The following is an 18951-nucleotide window of genomic DNA, read 5'->3' as shown; positions in this document are numbered from 1 at the left end:
CTCCGGTCGTCAACTTTCTCTTAACTTCCCCGATACGTACTATATCCACCAGGTGCTACTAGCAAAGGTACATGGTAGTGTTGCATGGAGCTCTCTATATGAAAGCGAATAGGTATCTGTTCTAGAAAAAAAGGCATCTCACGTTGAGTGTCTGCTGACGCTTTGGCATCCGCTCTACGGTAGTAATCGCCAACCATAAACAGCAGCTCGTAACATCCAGACTCCATTTCGTTTCCCTCCAGCAGCGGAGCATCCAGCCTCCCGTCACTGTTCGTGACTTCTTCACACAGAAGCTTGCTCATCCCATCCGTAAGCTTCCAGAGCTGAAGCGTCAGACCTGTAGCAGGAATCCCCCGCGACAGATCCAGCACATGGGTGGTAAGACGCCCGCTCATTACGCTATCTCTCCGGCCAGATCTGCACGGCTGACAGAAAAGCCCTGAAAGCCATAGGGTGGACGAGGTTCGGTGAAGACTCCACCTTTAGTTTCTTCAGGCTCAACAATGGTTTCCCAAGTCCGGTTATTGGACTCAAATGAAACGGTAGCCAGCTGAGGAAAACGGGACAATACGCGCAGCCCAATTTGATAAATCAACGATTGGATTGATGGACTGTTCAGCTCATGAAAAGCGTTATGGGCGATATCGCGAACCTGCTCCGCAGCCACATATTGGCCGAGATCTCCATCCAGAGCATGCTCAACACCACTGTAGGTCCAGTTAATATTCAGAAAAATATAAAGCGGACGGTCAAAGCTCTCCGGCAATGTTGTGTACTCATCACGGACGAATCCATAAAACGAGCTTCCACTCACTTTTATCAGCTGTAAATCCTTCAATCGGCATTCATGAGCGATAACCTCAGTCCCATTCTCTCCACGTTTTATAGTTAACGAAGCCGAATAAGATTCATTATTGGAGTGACGCAGTACTAAATGACTCTGTTTAAGCCCCTCAACCCCGAGCACCATCACCTGTTCAAAAGGTAACCGGTCTGCGGAAACTGAAACTGCGGTGACATGATCGTATTTATCGAGAAAACGGCTGCTTAGAAGCTGCAGTAGCCCCTCCGTTGTGCTTCCAGTGTAGTCCGCGGTATTGCGCAGGATAAAATTTTTCATAGAATCGGTAGCAACAACCATGGAATTATCCCCCTCTGAAAAAGAAGGAAGAAACGCTTCGCCCGTGACCACGAATGTAATATTATGTGCGAATATAATGTTGTCGCAGCCCGTGAAGGAAGATTCGGGAACGGGGGTAACGGCCAGCGGTTTAGCATAGGTACGATAAGTTAGCACATCACTTTTTCCATAAAACATTGTACGTCCGTTAATTGGTTCCAGCATGGCTGACACCCTCCCCGTTTATGATCAATGAATGAATGAATAATTAAATAATTAAATCACTTAGGCGAAATCTCGTAATTGTACCGACTTCAGAAAAGGCTTGAACCCATTCCTCCTGAGGGGAACGCTCTACTCGCACTCCAATGGCGCTGATAATGTCATCTTTGTTTTTGCCACGAACAGCTAGAATAAAAGGGAAATGAAATTTGTCCGTATACTTTCGATTCAGATCATTTAATAGATTAAACTCTTCCGTTGTTAACCGATCCAGTCCAGCTCCCTGCTGCTCTGAGGCAGACAAAGCCGTAACTTGAAGCCTAGTCGCCAAATCCGGGTGAGCTTTTAATAGTCCCTCCATTCGGCTCCGGTCAGCACTCAGTACGGTCTGCATCATTGTGCTGTGCAAATGCTCTAAAGAATGGAACGGAATCTGCTTATAAGCCTCCTCTGCTACCCACGGTGAATGTTCAAAAATGCCGCCTAGATGCTTCACAAAATCCGTTATACTCATGGCATTTATCTCTTCCATCGTAAACCTGCCTTCAGAAACGACCATCCACTCAACCTCCAATAGCTTTGTTAACAGCTCGTAAAATGCCACCGTACCCCGTACAGCGACAAATGTTACCCGATAAAGCTTCTTCCACTTCAGCCTGAGTAGGATGCGGGTTCTCTTCCAGCAGAGCAACCACCGAGATAACCATCCCTGGTGTACAATAACCGCATTGGAACCCCCCCTCTTCTAAAAAAGCCCGCTGAACGGGATGCAGGCCTACTTCACTAAGACCCTCAATCGTTGTAATTTCCGCACCTGAGCATTGATAGGCCATGACCAGACATGAATTCACTGGACGTCCATCCACCAGCACCATACATGCCCCGCAGCGGCCAATCTCACAAGAACGTTTTGTGCCGGTCAGCTCCAAATCTTCACGTATGACCTTTAAAAGCCGGCGGGAGGGTGGAATCTCCGTGGATATCGCTTTGCCATTAAGATTGCAATTAAAGGTGAACCTCTCTTCTGCAAAGGCTTCCTCAGACGATAAGGGGGCAAGGTTATCTTCATCTAGATTCGCATCTGAATTATGGCTCGACATGGATGTTCACCACCTTTTGTGGAATAAACGGTGTAGACTGCAGCCATTCGGGATCAATGGGAAGCTTGGTTATCCGCTTCCCTACAGCCTGAAATATGGCCGACACGACTGCCGGAGCTAAATTGACGGAACCCACCTCTCCAATGCCGCGAGGACCGTACGTGTCATGATCCGGCAAATCCTCTATCGGCTGCACCTGAATGCTGCCATTCATATCGGCAATGGTCGGCACCAAATAGGTGTCTAAATTTTTGGTGACATAGCTGCCGCCAGACATCACAGCATCCTCTGACAAGGTGAAACCGACCGCCATACTGCTGCCACCTTCGATCTGTCCAAGATAACCTTGCGGATTAGCCACCGGTCCCGCCGCTACCGCATGATATTGATCCAGTACACGAACACGTCCTGTAAGCAGATTAACTTCCACACGGACCGCGATTGCGGAATAGGTGTATAGGAAATGTGCCCCCACTCTTTTAAAGGGTGTGGTTGGATAAGTAAACTTTGTATTACAGACAATGGGTTCTGAAATACGCTGTGCCAAGTCCTTGTAAGTCAGAAGCAGACCGCCGTCTTTTAGCCAAATACCGCCAGGGCCGAGCTTCATTTCATAGTTATCCAGCTCTGGCTTTATCATCGCAGCTGCCTGCAGCACTCGAGCGGTGAAGTCTGGACGCAGCCGTTTTAAGGCCATCCACATCATGCTGGTTGATCGGGAAGCCGTACTAGATCCGCTATCGGGCACAACATCCGTATCGCCAATGACGATGCTTAGATCCTCTGCCGCCAAGCCAAACTGTTCAATCAGCATTTGTTCCATTGTTGCGATTAACCCCTGACCAAACTCCTCGTAACCAAACACCGCCTCAATCTTGCCCTCTAGCGTCAAAGAGAGCCTGCCACCCGCCGGATCGGGAATACCATAGCCAAGTCCTGCACCATGCATAGCTATAGCAGCACCCGTTCCAGTTACGATCCAAGGTTCCACAACACCTGAATCACTGTCTGTAGATGCGGCCTCAGTCATAAGAGGCGAACCCGCCAGCGCTTCCCACACCTGAAAGGCACCATCGGTCTGAGCAATTTCCTGACCCAGCGGCCCCAGATCTCCATATTTACGCAAATTGCGGCGGCGCATTTCCCACGGATCGATCTGCAATCGCTCAGCCAACCGATCGATTTGTCCCTCCAAAGCGAAAATCGCCTGATTGCCGCCAAAACCGCGAAATTCACCAGATACACCGTTATTGGTATATACAGCAAAACCCTTCACATCCACATGATCGATGATATAGGGGCCCATCACATGTTCTGTCGCAAAGTTGAGCACCTCCGCCCCCAGTGTTGCGTAAGCTCCCGTATCCGAAATAATTCTGACCTGATGTGCCCTGATGATTCCTTCGGGGTCGCAGCCAGTTTTCATGGTGATTTTCATGGGATGGCGTTTTAGTCCTGCACGTACCGATTCAGCTCTCGAATTATGCAGTCTTACCGGACGGAGTGTCCGCAAGGCGAGCAGCGCTCCATACGGTTGTACATTCAGCTCGTCTTTTCCTCCAAAGGACCCGCCGATAGGACTCGAGATGACGCGAATATCTTCTTGAGGAATAGCCAGAATTCTGGATAGCTGCAGGCGATCCATCAACCCATGTTGTGTAGCTGAATATACGGTAAGCCGTCCGTTATCCTCTGGGATAAACAGTCCACCTTCAGTCTCCATATAAGTGTGCATTTGGCGTGGTGTATAATAAGTCTCCTCTACCACATGACAGCAATCCGTAAATACCGCTTCCGGCTCCCCTTTCCGATATTCCGTATGATGAAGCACGTTTCCCTCGGCATGCAGCAGAATTGCGTCCTTTTTCATCGCCTCTTCCGGGTTCTCGAGTAAGGGTAGAAGCTCATAATCCACTTCGATAAGAGATAAGGCGTATTCCGCAATTTCGTCCGTCTCTGCCGCGACTGCCGCAATCGCATCGCCAGTGTAACGCACACGGTCACTGCAAAATACCGGTTGATGCGGCAAAGCTATGCCAAAGCCGTTAAGTCCGGGCACATCCTCATAAGTAATTACAGCGTGTACACCAGGGACTTCAACGGCCTTCTCAATGCGTATGGACAAAATACGAGCATGTGCCTGCTCACTGCGGAGCACGCGGCCGATCAACATTCCTTCTGCCCTCATGTCGGTCAAATACTGCAGCTTACCGGATACCTTGCCCTCTCCATCGGGTCGTGTACGCCAGCGGCTACCGCTGGATTCCTTATTCAGCAGCATTTTCCCTCTCTCCTTTCGTCGGGTTATTCACCTCTTAACTCCGTATATTCATAGCCTTCCACAGCTCAGATACAACCAAATTCCCAGCAGTCTTTTTCTTGTAAAGTTCTGTTGCAAAGGGATCACTATACGTCTCAAAGCTGTTCTCAACCTCTTCATATAAAGAAGCCAACAGCTCCTCTGTATACCTCACACCTTCAAGCATAACTTCAGCTCTACTTAGTCGCTGCGGCCGCCCAGAGCCCCCACCTGCGGCGATACGCACCTCACGGAAACGGAGTTCCTCATCGATTGATGCTGAGATTGCTACCGTTACAAGTGAAGGGGTGAACACTTCCCTGCGGCCAACCTTACGAAAAATTTCTAGCCTATCCGTTAACGGACTCTCTAAGCGAGTAGGTGAGATGCGAATCTCAGCCACAAGATCTGCCGCAGGTTTTATCCCGCTCCAGTGATTGTTTAGCCACTCTATCAAAGGTAGTGCCGTCATAAATTTGCCGTCAAAGGAGATTAACTCCGCGTCATAGACCAGTAACGCAGGTAGAATATCTCCGAAGCCAGAAGCGATATTGCCCCCGAGCGTGGCAAGATTACGCACCGACGGAGCCGCTATGCAACGTGCAGCCTCTTGCAGCGCAGGAGCCACGGCCTGCAAATGCTCATTACTGCGGCACTGGGAGAGTGGAACAAGAGCGCCCAGAGATAAGTGAAATTCCGTTAAGGTAATGTCGCCGAGATTTGTGATTTGCCGAAGATCAATCAGCTGTTTGGGCATATGATCCGTTCCATTTTCCCACCCTGTTCTCAGCAATGTTCCTCCTGCGACATATCGGGAACTGTCTCCAAACGCCGTTTTTCTCTCCCAAGCTTCGTGCAGGCTGCGGGGTTGAATTACTTCAGGTAGCCTTCCATCCTCTTCCCTTATAACTCCCATACACTCCGCCCCCCTTTTTGAGTACCAGATTGCCGCTTCCCTTCTCGTATAGCCTGCCTTAAAACCTTTGTTCCCGAATATAAGGAACTCCCAGCGCCTCCGGTGTACCGGATGGTTTGTTGCGATTGCGGTACCCCAGGTACATCAGGACCAGAATGGTCACAAGGTACGGAATCATTTTGAGAAAATAGGGCGGAACTGCACTGCCCAGCAATTGAATGCGGAAGCCAAGTGAATCCAATGCCCCAAAAAAGTAAGCGCAGAACAAGGCGCGCAGCGGATTCCATCTGGCAAAAATCACTAGCCCTACCGCAATCCAGCCTCGACCGGCTGTCAGCCCTTCATTCCAGGTTGGCGCATAGGCCAATACCATATCCGCTCCGGCCAGACCGATGAGAGCAGCACCGGTGATCACATAGCTGTAGCGGATAAGCTGCACACGGATCCCCATCACATCTGCGGTAGCCGGACTGTCTCCGACTGCCCGCAAATGCAGGCCCCATGAAGTGCGGTGAATTAGCAGATGCAGAGCAAGCACTAGCAGCAGGCTGAACCAGGTTAGGTAGTCCATGTTGCCGAATATTTTTCCGATGAACGGTACATTTTCCAGCCAAGCCAGATGCAGCTTAGGGGAGGTTCCCGGCAAAGGAATGCCGCTGATCGGTTTACCAAGATAAGCGCTCAACCCACTGCCGAACAAGGTCATCGCAAGACCGGACATCGTTTGATTCGCCCGCAAGGTCACACAAAGAAAAGAATGCAGCAAACCAAGCACAGCCGTTACAGCTACGGTAGCCAGCAGAGCCAGCAACAGGTTTCCGGAGCGAATATACACGATACAAGTGGTGACCGCCCCCATCAGCATCAGACCTTCAGCCCCAAGCTGTATAATGCCGGCTCGTTCATTTAGAATGCCTCCCAGCGTAGCCAGCAGCAGCGGGGTCCCTGCGGAAATAGCGGCAATAAGTAGCTGTGTTGTAAAATCCATCGCCTATCTCCCCCCTTTCAGCTGAACCCGGCTACGACGAATGCGGAAACGATAGATCATATCGCCAGCAATCAAGAAAAACAGGATGGAGCCCTGCAGCATTTCTGAAATTGAAGAGGGCAACCCGATGGTTTGAACACTATATCCGCCAACAATTAAGCCACCGAATAAAATAGAAGTAACGATTAGACCGAGTGGATTCAATTTGGCCAACCAAGCCACAATAATGGCGGTGTATCCATAACCCGGTGAAATGCCCTGCATCAGCTTGTGTGTAACACCGGAGACCTCCGCCATGCCAGCGATCCCGGCGAGCCCCCCACTGATCAGCATGACGATAATAATATGGCGCTTGATAGGAATCCCCGCGTATCTGGCTGCAACAGGATTGGCCCCAATCAGCCGGAGCTCGTAACCCCACTTGGTAAAACGAATCATTAAGTAATAAATCACAACGGCGATAAGACCAAATAACAATCCAATATGCAATCTTGTACTTCCGAGAACAGGCAGCGACTGAGCCGCAGTAAACATAGGTGATCCCGGGAAATTAAAACCTTTAGGATCTTTCCAAGGTCCGAATACCACGTAATCGAGCGCCAATAGGGCAACATAATTCAGCATTAATGAAGTGATTAGCTCATTCACTCCAAAATGCGTCCGCGGAATAGCAGTCAGCAGTCCCCAAAGCGCACCCGCGGCAATCCCGAACAGCAGCATTAAGCTCAGGGACCAGAATGAAGGTAAGTCAGGAAAATAAATCGTGACCGCTGTGGCCGCCATAGCCCCAACGGTTAACTGGCCTTCTGCTCCAATATTCCATACCGAAATGCGGTAAGCCACAGCAATCCCAAGCCCACATAGAAGTAGCGGGATCGCTTTAACCATCGTTTCCGTGAGCCCATACGCAGTGCCAAATGCGCCACGGAACATTTTTTCATAGACCAGCACCGGATTCATACCATTCGCCGCAATAAATAGGGCACACAACAATAGCGCTAAAACTATAGATACAATAGGTGTCCACCAAAGAGAACGGATGCGGCTGGCATCGTATTCGAAACGTAGAGAGAATCGTTTTCCGGAGTGGGAGGGGAGGGGTTCCAGTACAGCTGCTGCGGTATTTCTTCCATTCTCCGGGCTCATACGGCGCTCTCCTCTCTATTATGAATACCAGCCATTAGTAGTCCGATGCTCTCTCGATTCGCTTCCTCATGTGTACTCTCACCAATAATTGAGCCGTTATAGATCACTAGAATCCGGTCGGACAACTGAAGCAATTCATCTAAATCCTCCGAAATTAACAACACGCCACTACCTGAACCACGCAACTCCATAAGAAGATCGTGAACACCAGCCGTGGCACCTACATCCAGCCCTTGTGTCGGATGAACGGCGACCATCAGCTTAGGCCGATGACTGATTTCACGTGCAAAGAGCAGCTTCTGCTGATTACCACCTGACAACTGTTGTACTGGCGTCTCCAGCTCAGGTGTTTTGACGTTAAAGCGCTGGACCAGCTCCTGTGACCACAAACGGTTCTTCGCGGACTTCAAGAAACCAAATTTGGAGTGCTCCTCTGAGCGGTAAGACTTAAACAAAAGATTATCCACCGATCCGAGGCGTCCAGCTAAACCGCTCTTCATCCGGTTCTCCGGCACGTGGGAGATTCCTGAATCAATTGCCCCTCTAACCGAAGCCGATTTCACCGTTTTTCCATCAAACGTGATTTCACCACTTTTCCAGCCTCTAAGACCTGTTAACACTTCAGCCAGTTCCTTTTGCCCGTTGCCAGCTACCCCAGCTACGCCTACAATCTCCCCTTTACATACGTTCAGAGAGAAGTGATCCAGTGCTTTTCGCCCGTGATCGGCATATACGTCCACATCTTTCACTTCTAATAAAGAATCCCCTTCAGTGGCTTCCCGTTCTTGACGGGTGATGGTTACTTCCTTGCCCACCATCAGACGAGCCAGCTCCAGTTCATCTGTATCTGCCGTGGTCAGTGTGGCGATCATTTTCCCTTTGCGCATGACGGAAATCCGATCGGAGGACGCCATAACCTCTTTCATTTTATGAGTAGTCATAATGACCGTTTTTCCTGCCTGCTTCATGACCCGCAGCGTTTCAAATAGCTGTTCCACCTCTCCCGGGGTCAATACAGAGGTTGGTTCATCCAGAATAATAATGTCAGCCCCGCGATACAGCGTCTTAACGATTTCAACACGCTGCTGCTCACCCACGGACAGCTGCCAGATCGGGCGATCCACCGGGAAATTCAGTCCAAACCGTTCCGCTAATGCCTCGATCTCCTCGCGTTTGTTCTTCATCCACTTACGGCCGCGCCAGAAAGACGACTTTTCGCCAAGCACGATATTTTCTGCTGCTGTGAGGCTTTGCACCAGCCTAAAGTTCTGAAACACCATACCTACACCCAGCTGCGCAGCATCTTTAGGAGAACGGATCTGAGCACCTTTCTCATGAATGAAGATTTCTCCTTCATCTGCTCTGTACACCCCTGACAGCATGCTCATCACCGTGCTCTTCCCGGCCCCATTCTCCCCAAGCAAAGCATGAATCTCACCCGCATTTGCCGAAAAGTCGACTTGATCACTGGCGGTTACCGAGCCGAATTTTTTCACAATCCCCCGCATTTCAACTGAAGTTCCCCGCATGGCCTGAACCCCTCCTTCCTTCAAGTTGTAGTACGGGTGGGGAAGTTTCCGCTTAACGGAACCCGCCCCACCCATAGATTGTGCACATCTTATTCCCTATTTTTAAACATTATTGCGGGATAGTTCCTTCCACACCTTTTACGAGCCAGTTCATGCCCAGCACTTCCTCCAAGGTCAGCTTCTGACCCTCCTGAACCTTCACATTCCCTTGATTATCTGAGATCGGACCTGTGAAAACCTCAAGCTCACCACTGATAATTTTGGCTTTGGCGTCTTCGACAAGCTTTTTCACATCATCTGGGATCTTGTTCCCGAAAGGAGCCAGCTCCACCATACCGTCAGCCATATCACCGGAATATTGCTCGCTCTTCCAGGTTCCATCCATAACTGCCTGCACAGCTTTTACGTAATACGGCCCCCAATTCCATACCGGGTTCGTCAAATAATTGTCCGGAGCGTATTTGCTCATATCCGAGTCATTTCCCCCGGCAAAAGCCCCTCGTTCAGCAGCAGCCTGCAGGGTTGCAGGTGAATCCTGATAGGCCAAAAGCACATCCGCACCCTTATCCAGCAAGCTGATTGCCGCTTGACGTTCAGTCGTCGGGTCATACCATGTATTCGTCCATACCACATTCACCTTTACATCAGGATTGACACTTTGTGCTCCAAGGGTAAAAGCATTCAAGTTATAGATCACTTCGCTGATCGGAAAAGCGCCCACATAACCCAGCTGATTATTTTTGGTCATTTTCCCTGCCGCTATGCCGCTCAGATAGCTGGCCTGATAGTTTTTCCCGAAGTAGGTCCCCATGTTCTCTGCGGTTTTGTAACCCGAAGCATGCAGGAACTTCACGTTGGGAAATTTGCCCGCTACATTTAATGTAAAATCCATATATCCGAAGCTCGTTGTAAACACGATGTCGTGTGATTGCGCAAGCTCTGTGATGATTCGTTCGGCGTCAGCACTTTCAGGGACATTTTCTACAAAGTCAGCTTTAATCCCCAGCTCCTTCTCCATATACAGCCGTCCTTGATCATGTTGGTACGTGTAGCCGCCATCCCCTGGAGGTCCGATATAAACAAAAGCAACCGTCGGTTTCTTTGCAGCCGGTTCTGTTGTTGCAGTTGCCTCTGTTGCCGCTGTAGTTGTCGCTGGTGCCTCCGTTGCATTTGTAGAAGTATTATTATTGCTGCCACACCCCACCAAAGCCACCGTCATTAGAACCATTAATGCAAGACAAGATGTTATGAACTGACCCCTTTTTTTCATAATTCTCCTCCTCAAAATCATCTCTCATCATGGCTGCAACCATTAATGTACTTCTACTATACTTAGAGGTGGCCTTGGCGTAAATTTATATAACATACGTTTGTATAGGAATATAAGAATCAGAACTTTTTTTGTGTGTAATGCACTAATTGGTTTTCGGAAGGTGAGTTGCGTGTCATATTATATGACCAAAGGTGGAAAAGGAACACTGTTTCAGATTACTTTCCACACTATTCTTTACTTCACTTTCCATTTCTCAGAATCCATTGCTCCTGAATCTCACCAAAATCTTCTTTTGTATCTGCGTCCATGAAATAATGGGCAGACTCAGATTCCAGAACAATCCCCTTATAATCAGGTGAACGCAATATCCCCGCCGCTCCTCGATCTCCATCTAATCCCTGTAGTGCTGGAAACAACGTCTTCGAGAACAAAGCCGGGGGCATAGCCGACCCATTGCTGACGCTAGCGACATAGTCCATCTCCGGAGATTGTTCAAACGTTTGTATTAGACGGTTCACTAATGCTGTAGTAATAAATGGCTGATCCGCAAGCGCCACAACTACTGCATCGGGCTGTAAAGGTAATACCGCATTAAGGCCGCAGCGCAATGAAAAAGACAATCCCAGATGTGCGGTTAAGCAAGTTTCGGTACGTCTGGAGCCTTGCGGCTCAATCGCGGGTGGCAGCCATTCCAAGTTGTCATCCGCACGCACTACCACGATTAGCGGTTCTAGATTGCAACGATCCAATTCACTAAGAGCGACGCTCCCGAGTGAGACCTCCTGCGACAATTTCAGTGAAACCTTGGACACGCCCATCCGCCTGCTCTGCCCCGCTGCCAAATATATTCCTGCTACCTTCAATACTATCCGCTCCTTTGGGCAGCTCTCGTGAGCCCACCCTTCTAATTTGAATAATTTCTGCTATAATACTGACCGCAATCTCCTCCGGACCTTCTCCTCCAATCGGCAACCCTACAGGTGCATGCAAAGATGCAGGAGCCTCAAACCCTTCCAGTAAAAGAGATATTCGCGCCTTCGAACCGATAATCCCTATATATAGAGGAGCAAGCGGAATCACACTCTCCAGGAACTGTCTATCCCGCCCAAGTTGATGACTGCAAATCAATACATAATCCTCCCGAGCTACGCCCAATCGCTGAACAACCTCCATGGGGGAACAAATTACTTGTTCAGCTCGAGGAAACTTATTGTGCAAGCTTCCTTCACGCCAATCCGCAACCGCTACCCGAAAGCCAACTCTGTCAGCAAGTTCCGCAATAGGAACCACATCACGTCCCCCGCCAAAAATCACAAGCCGCGGTTTAGGTACGAAAGACGTATGGAATGCTGTCAATTCTGCTGGAGCGGCCATAAAGCGACCTGCCGCCAGGCTTTCTTTTTCCGAGTGGGATAATTTCGGATGTTTCTTGCTCTGCGGCAGTACAAGGTCTGGATCCAGCTCCAGCTTATAGGCAAAACCGTTCTCCACTGCTTCGCGGAACAGAATTAGCTTCTCTCCCCTAGCCAATCTGTCACTCGCCTGCACTAAAAGCTTGTAGAGCTGACCCTGCACGGGTTCAAGCACTACTTTGATTTTGCCTCCACAGCCGACAACCTCACCCCAGGACAGATCATCCGGAGACAGCATGTTGTATTCCACAATTTCGGGCAGCTCTCGTTCCCAGATTTCAGAAGTTCGCAGTTGCAGATCGTTTTCCAGACAACCTGGACTCAGGCTCCCAATCGTACCTCCTTCAAAAAACAACATCACCGCTCCGGGTTTACGATACGAGTGTCCCTCCACCTCTATCAGCGTTGCCAGCACCGCAGGCTTCTGATGGGTTTGAATATGCATTGCGATCTCATGTGTATTCACGAGGTTCCCCTCCTCCGTGTTTGCATTTCAACCCAGAACTTAGAACTTAGAACTTAGAACTTAGAACTTAGAACTTAGAACTTAGAACTTAGACCTTAGTCCCGTCCGAGCATCCTCCGAAACATGAATACTAACTTCAACCTCATGAGATCATTTATTTTTTTAAAATCGACGTCCAGCAGCTCACTAAGCTTCTCGATCCGGTAGGTAGCCGTGTTTCGATGAATAAACAGTTTCTTAGCCGTTTCATTAACATGACCATCGTTCTCTAGATAAACTTCCAGCGTCCGCAGCATTTCCCTGACATACTCCGGTTCTCGGCTAAGCAACCCTCTAAGACTTCCATTACAATATTTCTCCATAACCTCTGCCGGGATTTGCCCGAGCAGCAGGTTAAGCTCAAGCTGCCGGTAATGCACAACACTCCCTTTTACTCCCCCGCCCTGAAGCATTCCCATACAATCCTTTACCTCGGCAAAAGCCTCCTTCAGCCCCTCCGGCTTCGCTTTACAACTGCTTATCGCAGCTCGCGGATAATATCCCTTATCAAACTTCATGTTGTCAAAACAAAGCTGGATTAGATCCCGAAATTGTTCAGGACGCTGACGATCTCCCGGATATATAGACAAAAGTCCTTGATCTATGATCACATGAATTCCCTTTACTTCCCGCAGCCCGGGATGTTCAAGATATTCTTCTTTTAGCCTGAGTAGCTCCCCTTGGCGTTCTTCCCCAGTCGCAGCTGTATCGGTCAATAAGAGACAAAATGGTAATTGAAGCAGCTCAATCTCCAAATCGAGAGCAGCCTGCGCCAATTCTGTGTAAGATAAATTACCACTCAAACAACGTCTCAGCAATCCGCTAAACTCCCTGTGTTCTGCCTGTTCAAAATAATCTTCGTATCCTGAATGAATATGATATGAAATAAGTTCAGCTCCCTGAACAAACAAACTTTCTTCCATTGGGAGCAACAAAGGGTCGATGGCACAAAACAATAGATATCCGGAGCACTTCTCTCCTTGCAAAAGTGGTGTTCGGTAGCTCACATGATCTCCCACACGAAAGCGCTGATTCCGTTTCTGCCATGGCCACCCCTCCAGCAGCTGTGAAGGATGGTATTCAGAGTTGTTGTAGATCACATCCCCCCGCGCGCTAACCACCACAAGTGAATGGCCAATCACTTCAGACACCGAATCAAACAATGGACGGCTGCGGACAGATCTTAAGGCGAATTGCATCAGCTTTTTCTGCTTCTCCATAATGCTCTGCAGAACGTGAGTGCTGCGGCTAAGCTCGGCGCGAAACAGACCATTCATCTGATCCGAAAAAGTAAACTCGAACGGCAGCTGGATTAGAGGGAAGTTAAGACTCTCCGCTTCTGCGACCAGTTGCTCTGGTACTTCATCCCAAAACCGCCCCAGCTTAATGCCCAAGGCCGAAGATCCCCGGCGATTCAAAGTCTGTAGCAAGGCAGAGGCTTCCTCCATATTGTCCTTTATCAAATAGGCTGTCGTTAGCAGCATCTCGCCTTCTTTGATCCAATCCGAAATATCGGGGGCATCCATCACATTAATTGACTTCACAATTCGATGTTTCCCTTTAGACCCAGCGATAAGCTTCGCCTCGGACAAAGGATAAATGGACAACGCTTCTTCAACCGTAAGATGCATGCCACCCCTCCTTATTAGGATCAATAGAACCATTTCTGATTTATAATGTTATTTTATGTAACATTATAATTAAAATGAACCGTGTTGAATAGAGGGAAGTTAAAATTTCATGATTGTATGTAAATAAACTTAACACAAAATGAACATGGATGATGAATTATGAATTATGAATGATGAATGATGAATGATGAATTATTGAACTTTAGCTCATATCGTTCATGTGAATTGTATAAGGGGATTGGAAAATAGTAGGTGGAGTTGAGGGAGGGCTTTCGAGTAAAAACAAGTTTTTACGGGTTCAACATGGGAGTTGATGGGAGGGTATTCTCGGGCCATTCGAATTGACCATCGGATCGAAGTTGCAGGCACACCAGCGCTGCAAGACGGGGAATTGAGCGGTGGAGGAGATCCATACGAGTAGAGATAATACCACCCCACTGTAGCTGTGGCGGAGGTACAAGCGCTTATAGATCTACTGCTGCCGGTAGAAGTGGAGGGCTTTTTTGCCCTTCTTTTTGGCTATTCGACCGGAATTGCCGAGGTGTGAGGCATTTTTGCCCTTCTTTTTGGCTGTTTGGCCGAAACTGCCGAGATGAAGGGCACTTCTGCCCTTCTTTCCAGCTATCCAGCCGAAATTGCTGAGGTGAAGGGCACTTTTGCCCTTTTTTTTGGCTACATAGGCGTCTTCGCCACATTCTGCGGGATTTATACCGTTCTTTTAGCTTCTTTAGCCATTCCCCTAGATTCTGCGGGATTTATACTGTACTTTTAGTTACTTGAGCCATTTCCCCGACTTCTACGGGATTTATCCCGATCTTTTTAGTTACTTGTGCCACTTCCCAGACTTCTGCGGGATTTATACCGTTCTTTTTAGTTACTTGTGCCACTTCCCCGACTTCTACGGGATTTATACCGTTCTTTTTAGTTACTTATGCCACTTTCCTAGATTCTACGGGATTTATACCGTTCTTTTTTAGTTACTTATGCCACTTTCCTAGATTCTACGGGATTTATACTGTACTTTTTAGCTTCTTTAGCCATTTCTCCGATTTCTGCGGGATTTATACCGTTCTTTTCTCTCCAGCGACGTATTCACTTAATTCCACTGGTCTTACACCACACAATCGAGCGCTGAATTTATCTTTTTCACACTACTGCCCCACTATTGAGCTAACTCCAACTACCTTAGTATTAAAAGCAACTCCACTAGGCTCCCCGGTGTCAATAAAACTAAAAGCAGGAGGGAATGACATGTGCATTTCGTTAATTTGTGAATGAATAAGTGAGTGTGGCGTTAGAGTGTATTGCTAGAATGTAATCCAAGAGTGTACTCCTAGAGTATATTCCAAAAGTGTATTCCAAGAGTGTACTCCTAGAGTGTATTCCAAGAGTGTATTCCAAGAGTGTACTCCTAGAGTGTATTTCTAGAGTGTATTCCAAGAGGTAATGGAGGAGTACCGGTTAATAGTAACTAGAAAAGTATCATCAAGCTATGTTGTTCAGTAGCTACGATCTGTTTAGTATCGCTTTTTCAAGGCCGCTATACCCAGCTTCTCAGGACTGCTGCCACACTTCATTTACCCAAGAGAGTAACCGGAGATCCTGACCATGTCCGGCAATAACGGATAATCCCAGTGGCAATCCACTTGTGGAGAGCATAGGTATTGTTACCTGAGGCAAACCCGCCAACCCTGCTATGCAACTCAACATCATCGCACCGCTACGATTCTCCTCCAATTGGCGCAAATCCCCTCCACGCAGCGGCGCTGGTCCCGGAACTGTCGGAATCACAAGACAATTGTCCTCACCTAGCAGCAAGCGCATCTGATTAAAAATCTCTTTTTGCTTACATTTCGCAACACTATGATCCTCTTCCGCCAAACTAGCAGCCCACGAGAATCGCGCTGCAATATCAGGTCCAAAGACTGGTTTCTCGTTCTCAATCCAAGCGCCATGAGTTTCCCAAATTTCATTCCCCTGCAATTCTCTAAAAACATCCATCCAGACCTTTAAACCCTCCAAAGCAATCTCTATCTCCATGAGATGATCTGCCCCTGATCGCAAACACCTTAATCCCTCCGATAATATAGCTGCATCCTCCAGATTAACCAAAGCCCAGCAGTCAGTAGCAACAAATAAAGTACCCATTGTGTTTTTGTCTTCCATATTCTTTTTTACCTTGTTCTCCGGGCCAATCTCTAAAATTTCCTCCGTACTCTTCTCAATACGCTTCTCTAAAATCGTTTCTAAACTTTCCTTCTGGCTCATTTCTAAATTATTTTCATCAGTCTTCACCATGTCTCCCTCTAGGTTGTTCTCTAAATTTTTCATTACATTCTTCTCCATGCTCTTCCCTACAGTTTCCTCTATACTACTTTCTATTTTCTTCGTCGTCTTCACAGATGTACTCCCAGCCACAAGCAACACTTCCCCTACCTGCTGGAGCACATCCAAACGATCTGACATCCAGCCAATGGTATCAAAAGCCGGAGATAATGGAATAACACCTTGAAAATCTACAGCTCCATGCGTTGGTCGAAAGCCATATACTCCGCAATAGGAGGAAGGTACTCGAATTGAGCCACCGGTGTCCGTACCGAGCGCAAAATCAACACTACCAGAAGCTACCGCTACTGCCGAACCACTTGAAGATCCGCCCGGGATACGACCTACAGCACGCGAATTAATCGGCGTTCCAAAATGATGGTTCTCGCCGCCCAGACTATACATCAGCTCATCCGTGTGGGCAGCACCACGAAGTGTAGCACCCGACAACAGTAAACGATGTACAGCCACCGCATGCTCCGTGGACGGATGGTGGCTATGCAGCCAATCAGGATTCCCTGCTGAAGAGCTGTGTCCAGCTACAGCGAATACATCTTTTACTGCAAAGGTCAGTCCATCCAATATCCCGCTACCTAAACTCTCAACCGTAAGCTCAGGATCTATAAACGCACCATACCGATTATCCAAAACCATAACTCCCCTCCTCCCTTGACCATTACTATTACAATCCCTCTAGTAGCCTTTCGGATCCCACACAATCCCGCCTACGATTGCTCCAGCAGTCCCTTCGCTCCCTGATCTTTCCACCTAGGCCCCCCTCCACTCCTTTCGACCCCTCATCTTTCTTCTACGACTCCTTCATAGCCCGTTAGCCTCTTAATCCTCCCTCTTACGATTCCTTCAGAGTTCTTCCGGCCGCTCCATCATTCCTATACTTACCACCCAATCGCCGCACCATCGCAGCGCGGGTCCGTTCCCCCACTGCGGTATCCATTGTCATCTATCGAAATCACGTGAGCATGACCCATAACCCCATCATAGTCATCTACTTTCCGGACAGTATGACCGGCTGCGGCCAAATCTGCCAGCACCTCATCAGCTACCCTGCTCTCCACATTCAGTTCTTGCGTAGGCTCTCCCCACGTTCTCCCCCACACAAAACGCGGCTCATTCACAGCCATTTGTGGATTCATGCCATAATGCAGCATCCTTGTGAGCAGCAGAGTTTGAGTCTGTGGTTGACCTTCGCCACCTTGCGTCCCATACAGAATTGCAGGTTTTCCCTCGCGGCAGGCCATCGCTGGCATCAGTGTGTGGAAACTGCGCTTATGCGGCTCAAGCGTATTGATGTGCCCGGGATCCAGCGAAAAAAACGAACCTCGATTCTGCAGCAAAATCCCCGTATCCCCAGCGATCACGCCCGAACCAAATTCAAAATACAGACTCTGAATAAAAGAGACCGCATTCCCGTCTTCATCCACAACCGCAGCATAAGCTGTATCACTGCCGATAGGCTGACTTGTCAGTTGTGCAGCTTTTTGCATCGAGATCGCAGACGCTAATTGTCCTGCATAACGTTTATCCAGCAGCTGCTCCAAAGGTATAGCACTAAAATCCGGATCCGTAAGCACCCTGTCCCGATCGCGGAAGCTTAACTTCAACGCTTCAACAAGCAGGTGATAATATTCATACGATCCATGCTCGATTGCTTCAAAATTGAAATATTCCAACATATTAAGACTCATTAGTCCTGTGAAACCTTGAGAGTTAGGCGGCACTTGGTACACTGTATGCCCGTGATAATCCGTATGAAGCGGCTCGCCCCACTCGCCCTGATGATCCGCAAAGTCATCCCGAGTCAGATACCCGCCAGATGCCAGCATAAAGTCACAGATGTCCTCCGCAATCTTCCCCTTATAAAAAGCGTCCCGCCCACCCGCCGCCAATGTCCGCAGGGTGGCCGCCAGCTGTTTTTGCTGGAATCGCGATCCAGCACAAGGAATCACGCCGCCTGGCGTGTAAATCGCTGCCGCCTCCGGCGACAGCGCAGAGCCCGCAACAGCCGTGTTATTCCGCTGATCCGGAGACAGCGGAAACCCCTCCAAAGCGTAACCAACGGCAGGCTCCAGTACTTCCGCCAGCGTAAAGCGGCCATACTTACTCAGTATGGCATCCCAACTGTCCGCCATCCCCGGCACCGTAATGGCGCTGCGAATCCCCCGCCGTGGGATGAAAGCTTCCCCGGCGTAGCTGCTTCTGCGGACTCCGTACCCGGAGCGCCCGCTTCCGTTATAGGCCCGAACACGCGCCTCTTGCGTGTTATAGGTCAACCAAAAGGAATCTCCGCCTAGCCCCGTCATATGTGGATATACTACAGCTAATGTCGCACTGATCGCCACCGCTGCATCAAAGGCATTCCCCCCTTTTTCCAGCATACGTGCACCAGCAGCCGAGGCTAAATAATGGGGGCTAACTACCATAGTTTTTGTGCCTATTACGGGTTTCTCCGCCATGTCCCATCCCC

At 48.9% G+C, this 18951-nt stretch carries 16 protein-coding genes; all 16 read right to left on the bottom strand.

Annotated elements, in window-relative coordinates; translation table 11 throughout:
- Positions 1–20: 20 nt before the first annotated feature.
- The 16 genes from uraH to ggt all read right to left on the bottom strand — a co-directional run bounded on the left by uraH (position 21) and on the right by ggt (position 18940).
- A complete protein-coding gene (uraH, locus tag MHH63_RS26685; RefSeq protein ID WP_076125436.1) occupies positions 21–395 on the bottom strand; it encodes a hydroxyisourate hydrolase in 375 nt (124 codons plus the stop codon).
- Entirely contained in the window at positions 395–1345 is a 951-nt protein-coding gene (gene pucL / locus MHH63_RS26680) for a factor-independent urate hydroxylase (RefSeq protein ID WP_341172263.1), read from the bottom strand. The genes uraH and pucL overlap by 1 nt, the downstream gene beginning before the upstream one ends.
- A gap of 43 nt (positions 1346–1388) precedes the next feature.
- On the bottom strand, positions 1389–1901 hold the full coding sequence (gene uraD / locus MHH63_RS26675; protein ID WP_076185397.1) for a 2-oxo-4-hydroxy-4-carboxy-5-ureidoimidazoline decarboxylase: 513 nt from the start codon (positions 1899–1901) through the stop codon (positions 1389–1391).
- A gap of 4 nt (positions 1902–1905) precedes the next feature.
- On the bottom strand, positions 1906–2442 hold the full coding sequence (locus MHH63_RS26670; RefSeq protein WP_081383303.1) for a (2Fe-2S)-binding protein: 537 nt from the start codon (positions 2440–2442) through the stop codon (positions 1906–1908).
- Positions 2429–4723 carry a xanthine dehydrogenase subunit D gene (pucD, locus tag MHH63_RS26665; protein WP_076302168.1) on the bottom strand — a complete coding sequence of 765 codons (2295 nt, stop codon included), beginning with the start codon at positions 4721–4723 and terminating at the stop codon, positions 2429–2431. The genes MHH63_RS26670 and pucD overlap by 14 nt, the downstream gene beginning before the upstream one ends.
- 34 nt (positions 4724–4757) lie before the next feature.
- The gene (locus MHH63_RS26660) at positions 4758–5657 is read right to left on the bottom strand and encodes an FAD binding domain-containing protein (protein ID WP_248547812.1); all 900 of its coding nucleotides are present in this window, start codon (positions 5655–5657) and stop codon (positions 4758–4760) included.
- A gap of 58 nt (positions 5658–5715) precedes the next feature.
- Positions 5716–6645, bottom strand: a complete 930-nt coding sequence (locus tag MHH63_RS26655; RefSeq protein ID WP_042185778.1) for an ABC transporter permease — start codon at positions 6643–6645, stop codon at positions 5716–5718.
- Positions 6646–6648: 3 nt separating this feature from the next.
- The gene (locus tag MHH63_RS26650) at positions 6649–7791 is read right to left on the bottom strand and encodes an ABC transporter permease (RefSeq protein ID WP_341172262.1); all 1143 of its coding nucleotides are present in this window, start codon (positions 7789–7791) and stop codon (positions 6649–6651) included.
- Positions 7788–9320, bottom strand: coding sequence for an ABC transporter ATP-binding protein (locus tag MHH63_RS26645; RefSeq protein WP_076298216.1), 1533 nt, complete (start codon positions 9318–9320; stop codon positions 7788–7790). The genes MHH63_RS26650 and MHH63_RS26645 overlap by 4 nt, the downstream gene beginning before the upstream one ends.
- 109 nt (positions 9321–9429) lie before the next feature.
- Positions 9430–10590 (bottom strand): BMP family ABC transporter substrate-binding protein, encoded by a 1161-nt coding sequence (locus MHH63_RS26640; protein ID WP_036680038.1) that lies wholly within the window; start codon positions 10588–10590, stop codon positions 9430–9432.
- A gap of 242 nt (positions 10591–10832) precedes the next feature.
- Positions 10833–11411 carry an NTP transferase domain-containing protein gene (locus tag MHH63_RS26635; protein WP_081383304.1) on the bottom strand — a complete coding sequence of 193 codons (579 nt, stop codon included), beginning with the start codon at positions 11409–11411 and terminating at the stop codon, positions 10833–10835.
- Complete coding sequence (locus MHH63_RS26630) at positions 11347–12471, bottom strand: XdhC family protein (RefSeq protein ID WP_248547814.1); 1125 nt, start codon at positions 12469–12471, stop codon at positions 11347–11349. The genes MHH63_RS26635 and MHH63_RS26630 overlap by 65 nt, the downstream gene beginning before the upstream one ends.
- 95 nt (positions 12472–12566) lie before the next feature.
- A complete protein-coding gene (locus MHH63_RS26625; protein WP_076279511.1) occupies positions 12567–14141 on the bottom strand; it encodes a PucR family transcriptional regulator in 1575 nt (524 codons plus the stop codon).
- A 755-nt stretch (positions 14142–14896) separates the two neighbouring features.
- Entirely contained in the window at positions 14897–15028 is a 132-nt protein-coding gene (locus MHH63_RS26620; protein WP_341172261.1) for a hypothetical protein, read from the bottom strand.
- A gap of 667 nt (positions 15029–15695) precedes the next feature.
- Entirely contained in the window at positions 15696–17120 is a 1425-nt protein-coding gene (locus MHH63_RS26615; protein ID WP_341172260.1) for an amidase family protein, read from the bottom strand.
- A 242-nt stretch (positions 17121–17362) separates the two neighbouring features.
- A complete protein-coding gene (gene ggt / locus MHH63_RS26610) occupies positions 17363–18940 on the bottom strand; it encodes a gamma-glutamyltransferase (RefSeq protein ID WP_341172259.1) in 1578 nt (525 codons plus the stop codon).
- Positions 18941–18951 lie beyond the last annotated feature (11 nt).

Origin of the sequence: Paenibacillus sp. FSL H3-0310, assembly GCF_038002785.1 — a bacterium.
Taxonomy (GTDB): Bacteria; Bacillota; Bacilli; order Paenibacillales; family Paenibacillaceae; genus Paenibacillus_AQ; species Paenibacillus_AQ odorifer.
This window is presented reverse-complemented; position numbering and strand designations above follow the sequence as displayed.

Coding starts and splice junctions, on each gene's coding strand:
- uraH (WP_076125436.1), bottom strand. CDS start 395: ATGAGCGGGCGTCTTACCACCCATGTGCTGGATCTGTCGCGGGGGATT.
- uraD (WP_076185397.1), bottom strand. CDS start 1,901: ATGGTCGTTTCTGAAGGCAGGTTTACGATGGAAGAGATAAATGCCATG.
- MHH63_RS26625 (WP_076279511.1), bottom strand. CDS start 14,141: ATGCATCTTACGGTTGAAGAAGCGTTGTCCATTTATCCTTTGTCCGAG.
- MHH63_RS26650 (WP_341172262.1), bottom strand. CDS start 7,791: ATGAGCCCGGAGAATGGAAGAAATACCGCAGCAGCTGTACTGGAACCC.
- pucD (WP_076302168.1), bottom strand. CDS start 4,723: ATGCTGCTGAATAAGGAATCCAGCGGTAGCCGCTGGCGTACACGACCC.
- MHH63_RS26635 (WP_081383304.1), bottom strand. CDS start 11,411: ATGGGCGTGTCCAAGGTTTCACTGAAATTGTCGCAGGAGGTCTCACTC.
- MHH63_RS26645 (WP_076298216.1), bottom strand. CDS start 9,320: ATGCGGGGAACTTCAGTTGAAATGCGGGGGATTGTGAAAAAATTCGGC.
- MHH63_RS26640 (WP_036680038.1), bottom strand. CDS start 10,590: ATGAAAAAAAGGGGTCAGTTCATAACATCTTGTCTTGCATTAATGGTT.
- MHH63_RS26655 (WP_042185778.1), bottom strand. CDS start 6,645: ATGGATTTTACAACACAGCTACTTATTGCCGCTATTTCCGCAGGGACC.
- MHH63_RS26615 (WP_341172260.1), bottom strand. CDS start 17,120: ATGGTTTTGGATAATCGGTATGGTGCGTTTATAGATCCTGAGCTTACG.
- MHH63_RS26660 (WP_248547812.1), bottom strand. CDS start 5,657: ATGGGAGTTATAAGGGAAGAGGATGGAAGGCTACCTGAAGTAATTCAA.
- pucL (WP_341172263.1), bottom strand. CDS start 1,345: ATGCTGGAACCAATTAACGGACGTACAATGTTTTATGGAAAAAGTGAT.
- ggt (WP_341172259.1), bottom strand. CDS start 18,940: ATGGCGGAGAAACCCGTAATAGGCACAAAAACTATGGTAGTTAGCCCC.
- MHH63_RS26670 (WP_081383303.1), bottom strand. CDS start 2,442: ATGTCGAGCCATAATTCAGATGCGAATCTAGATGAAGATAACCTTGCC.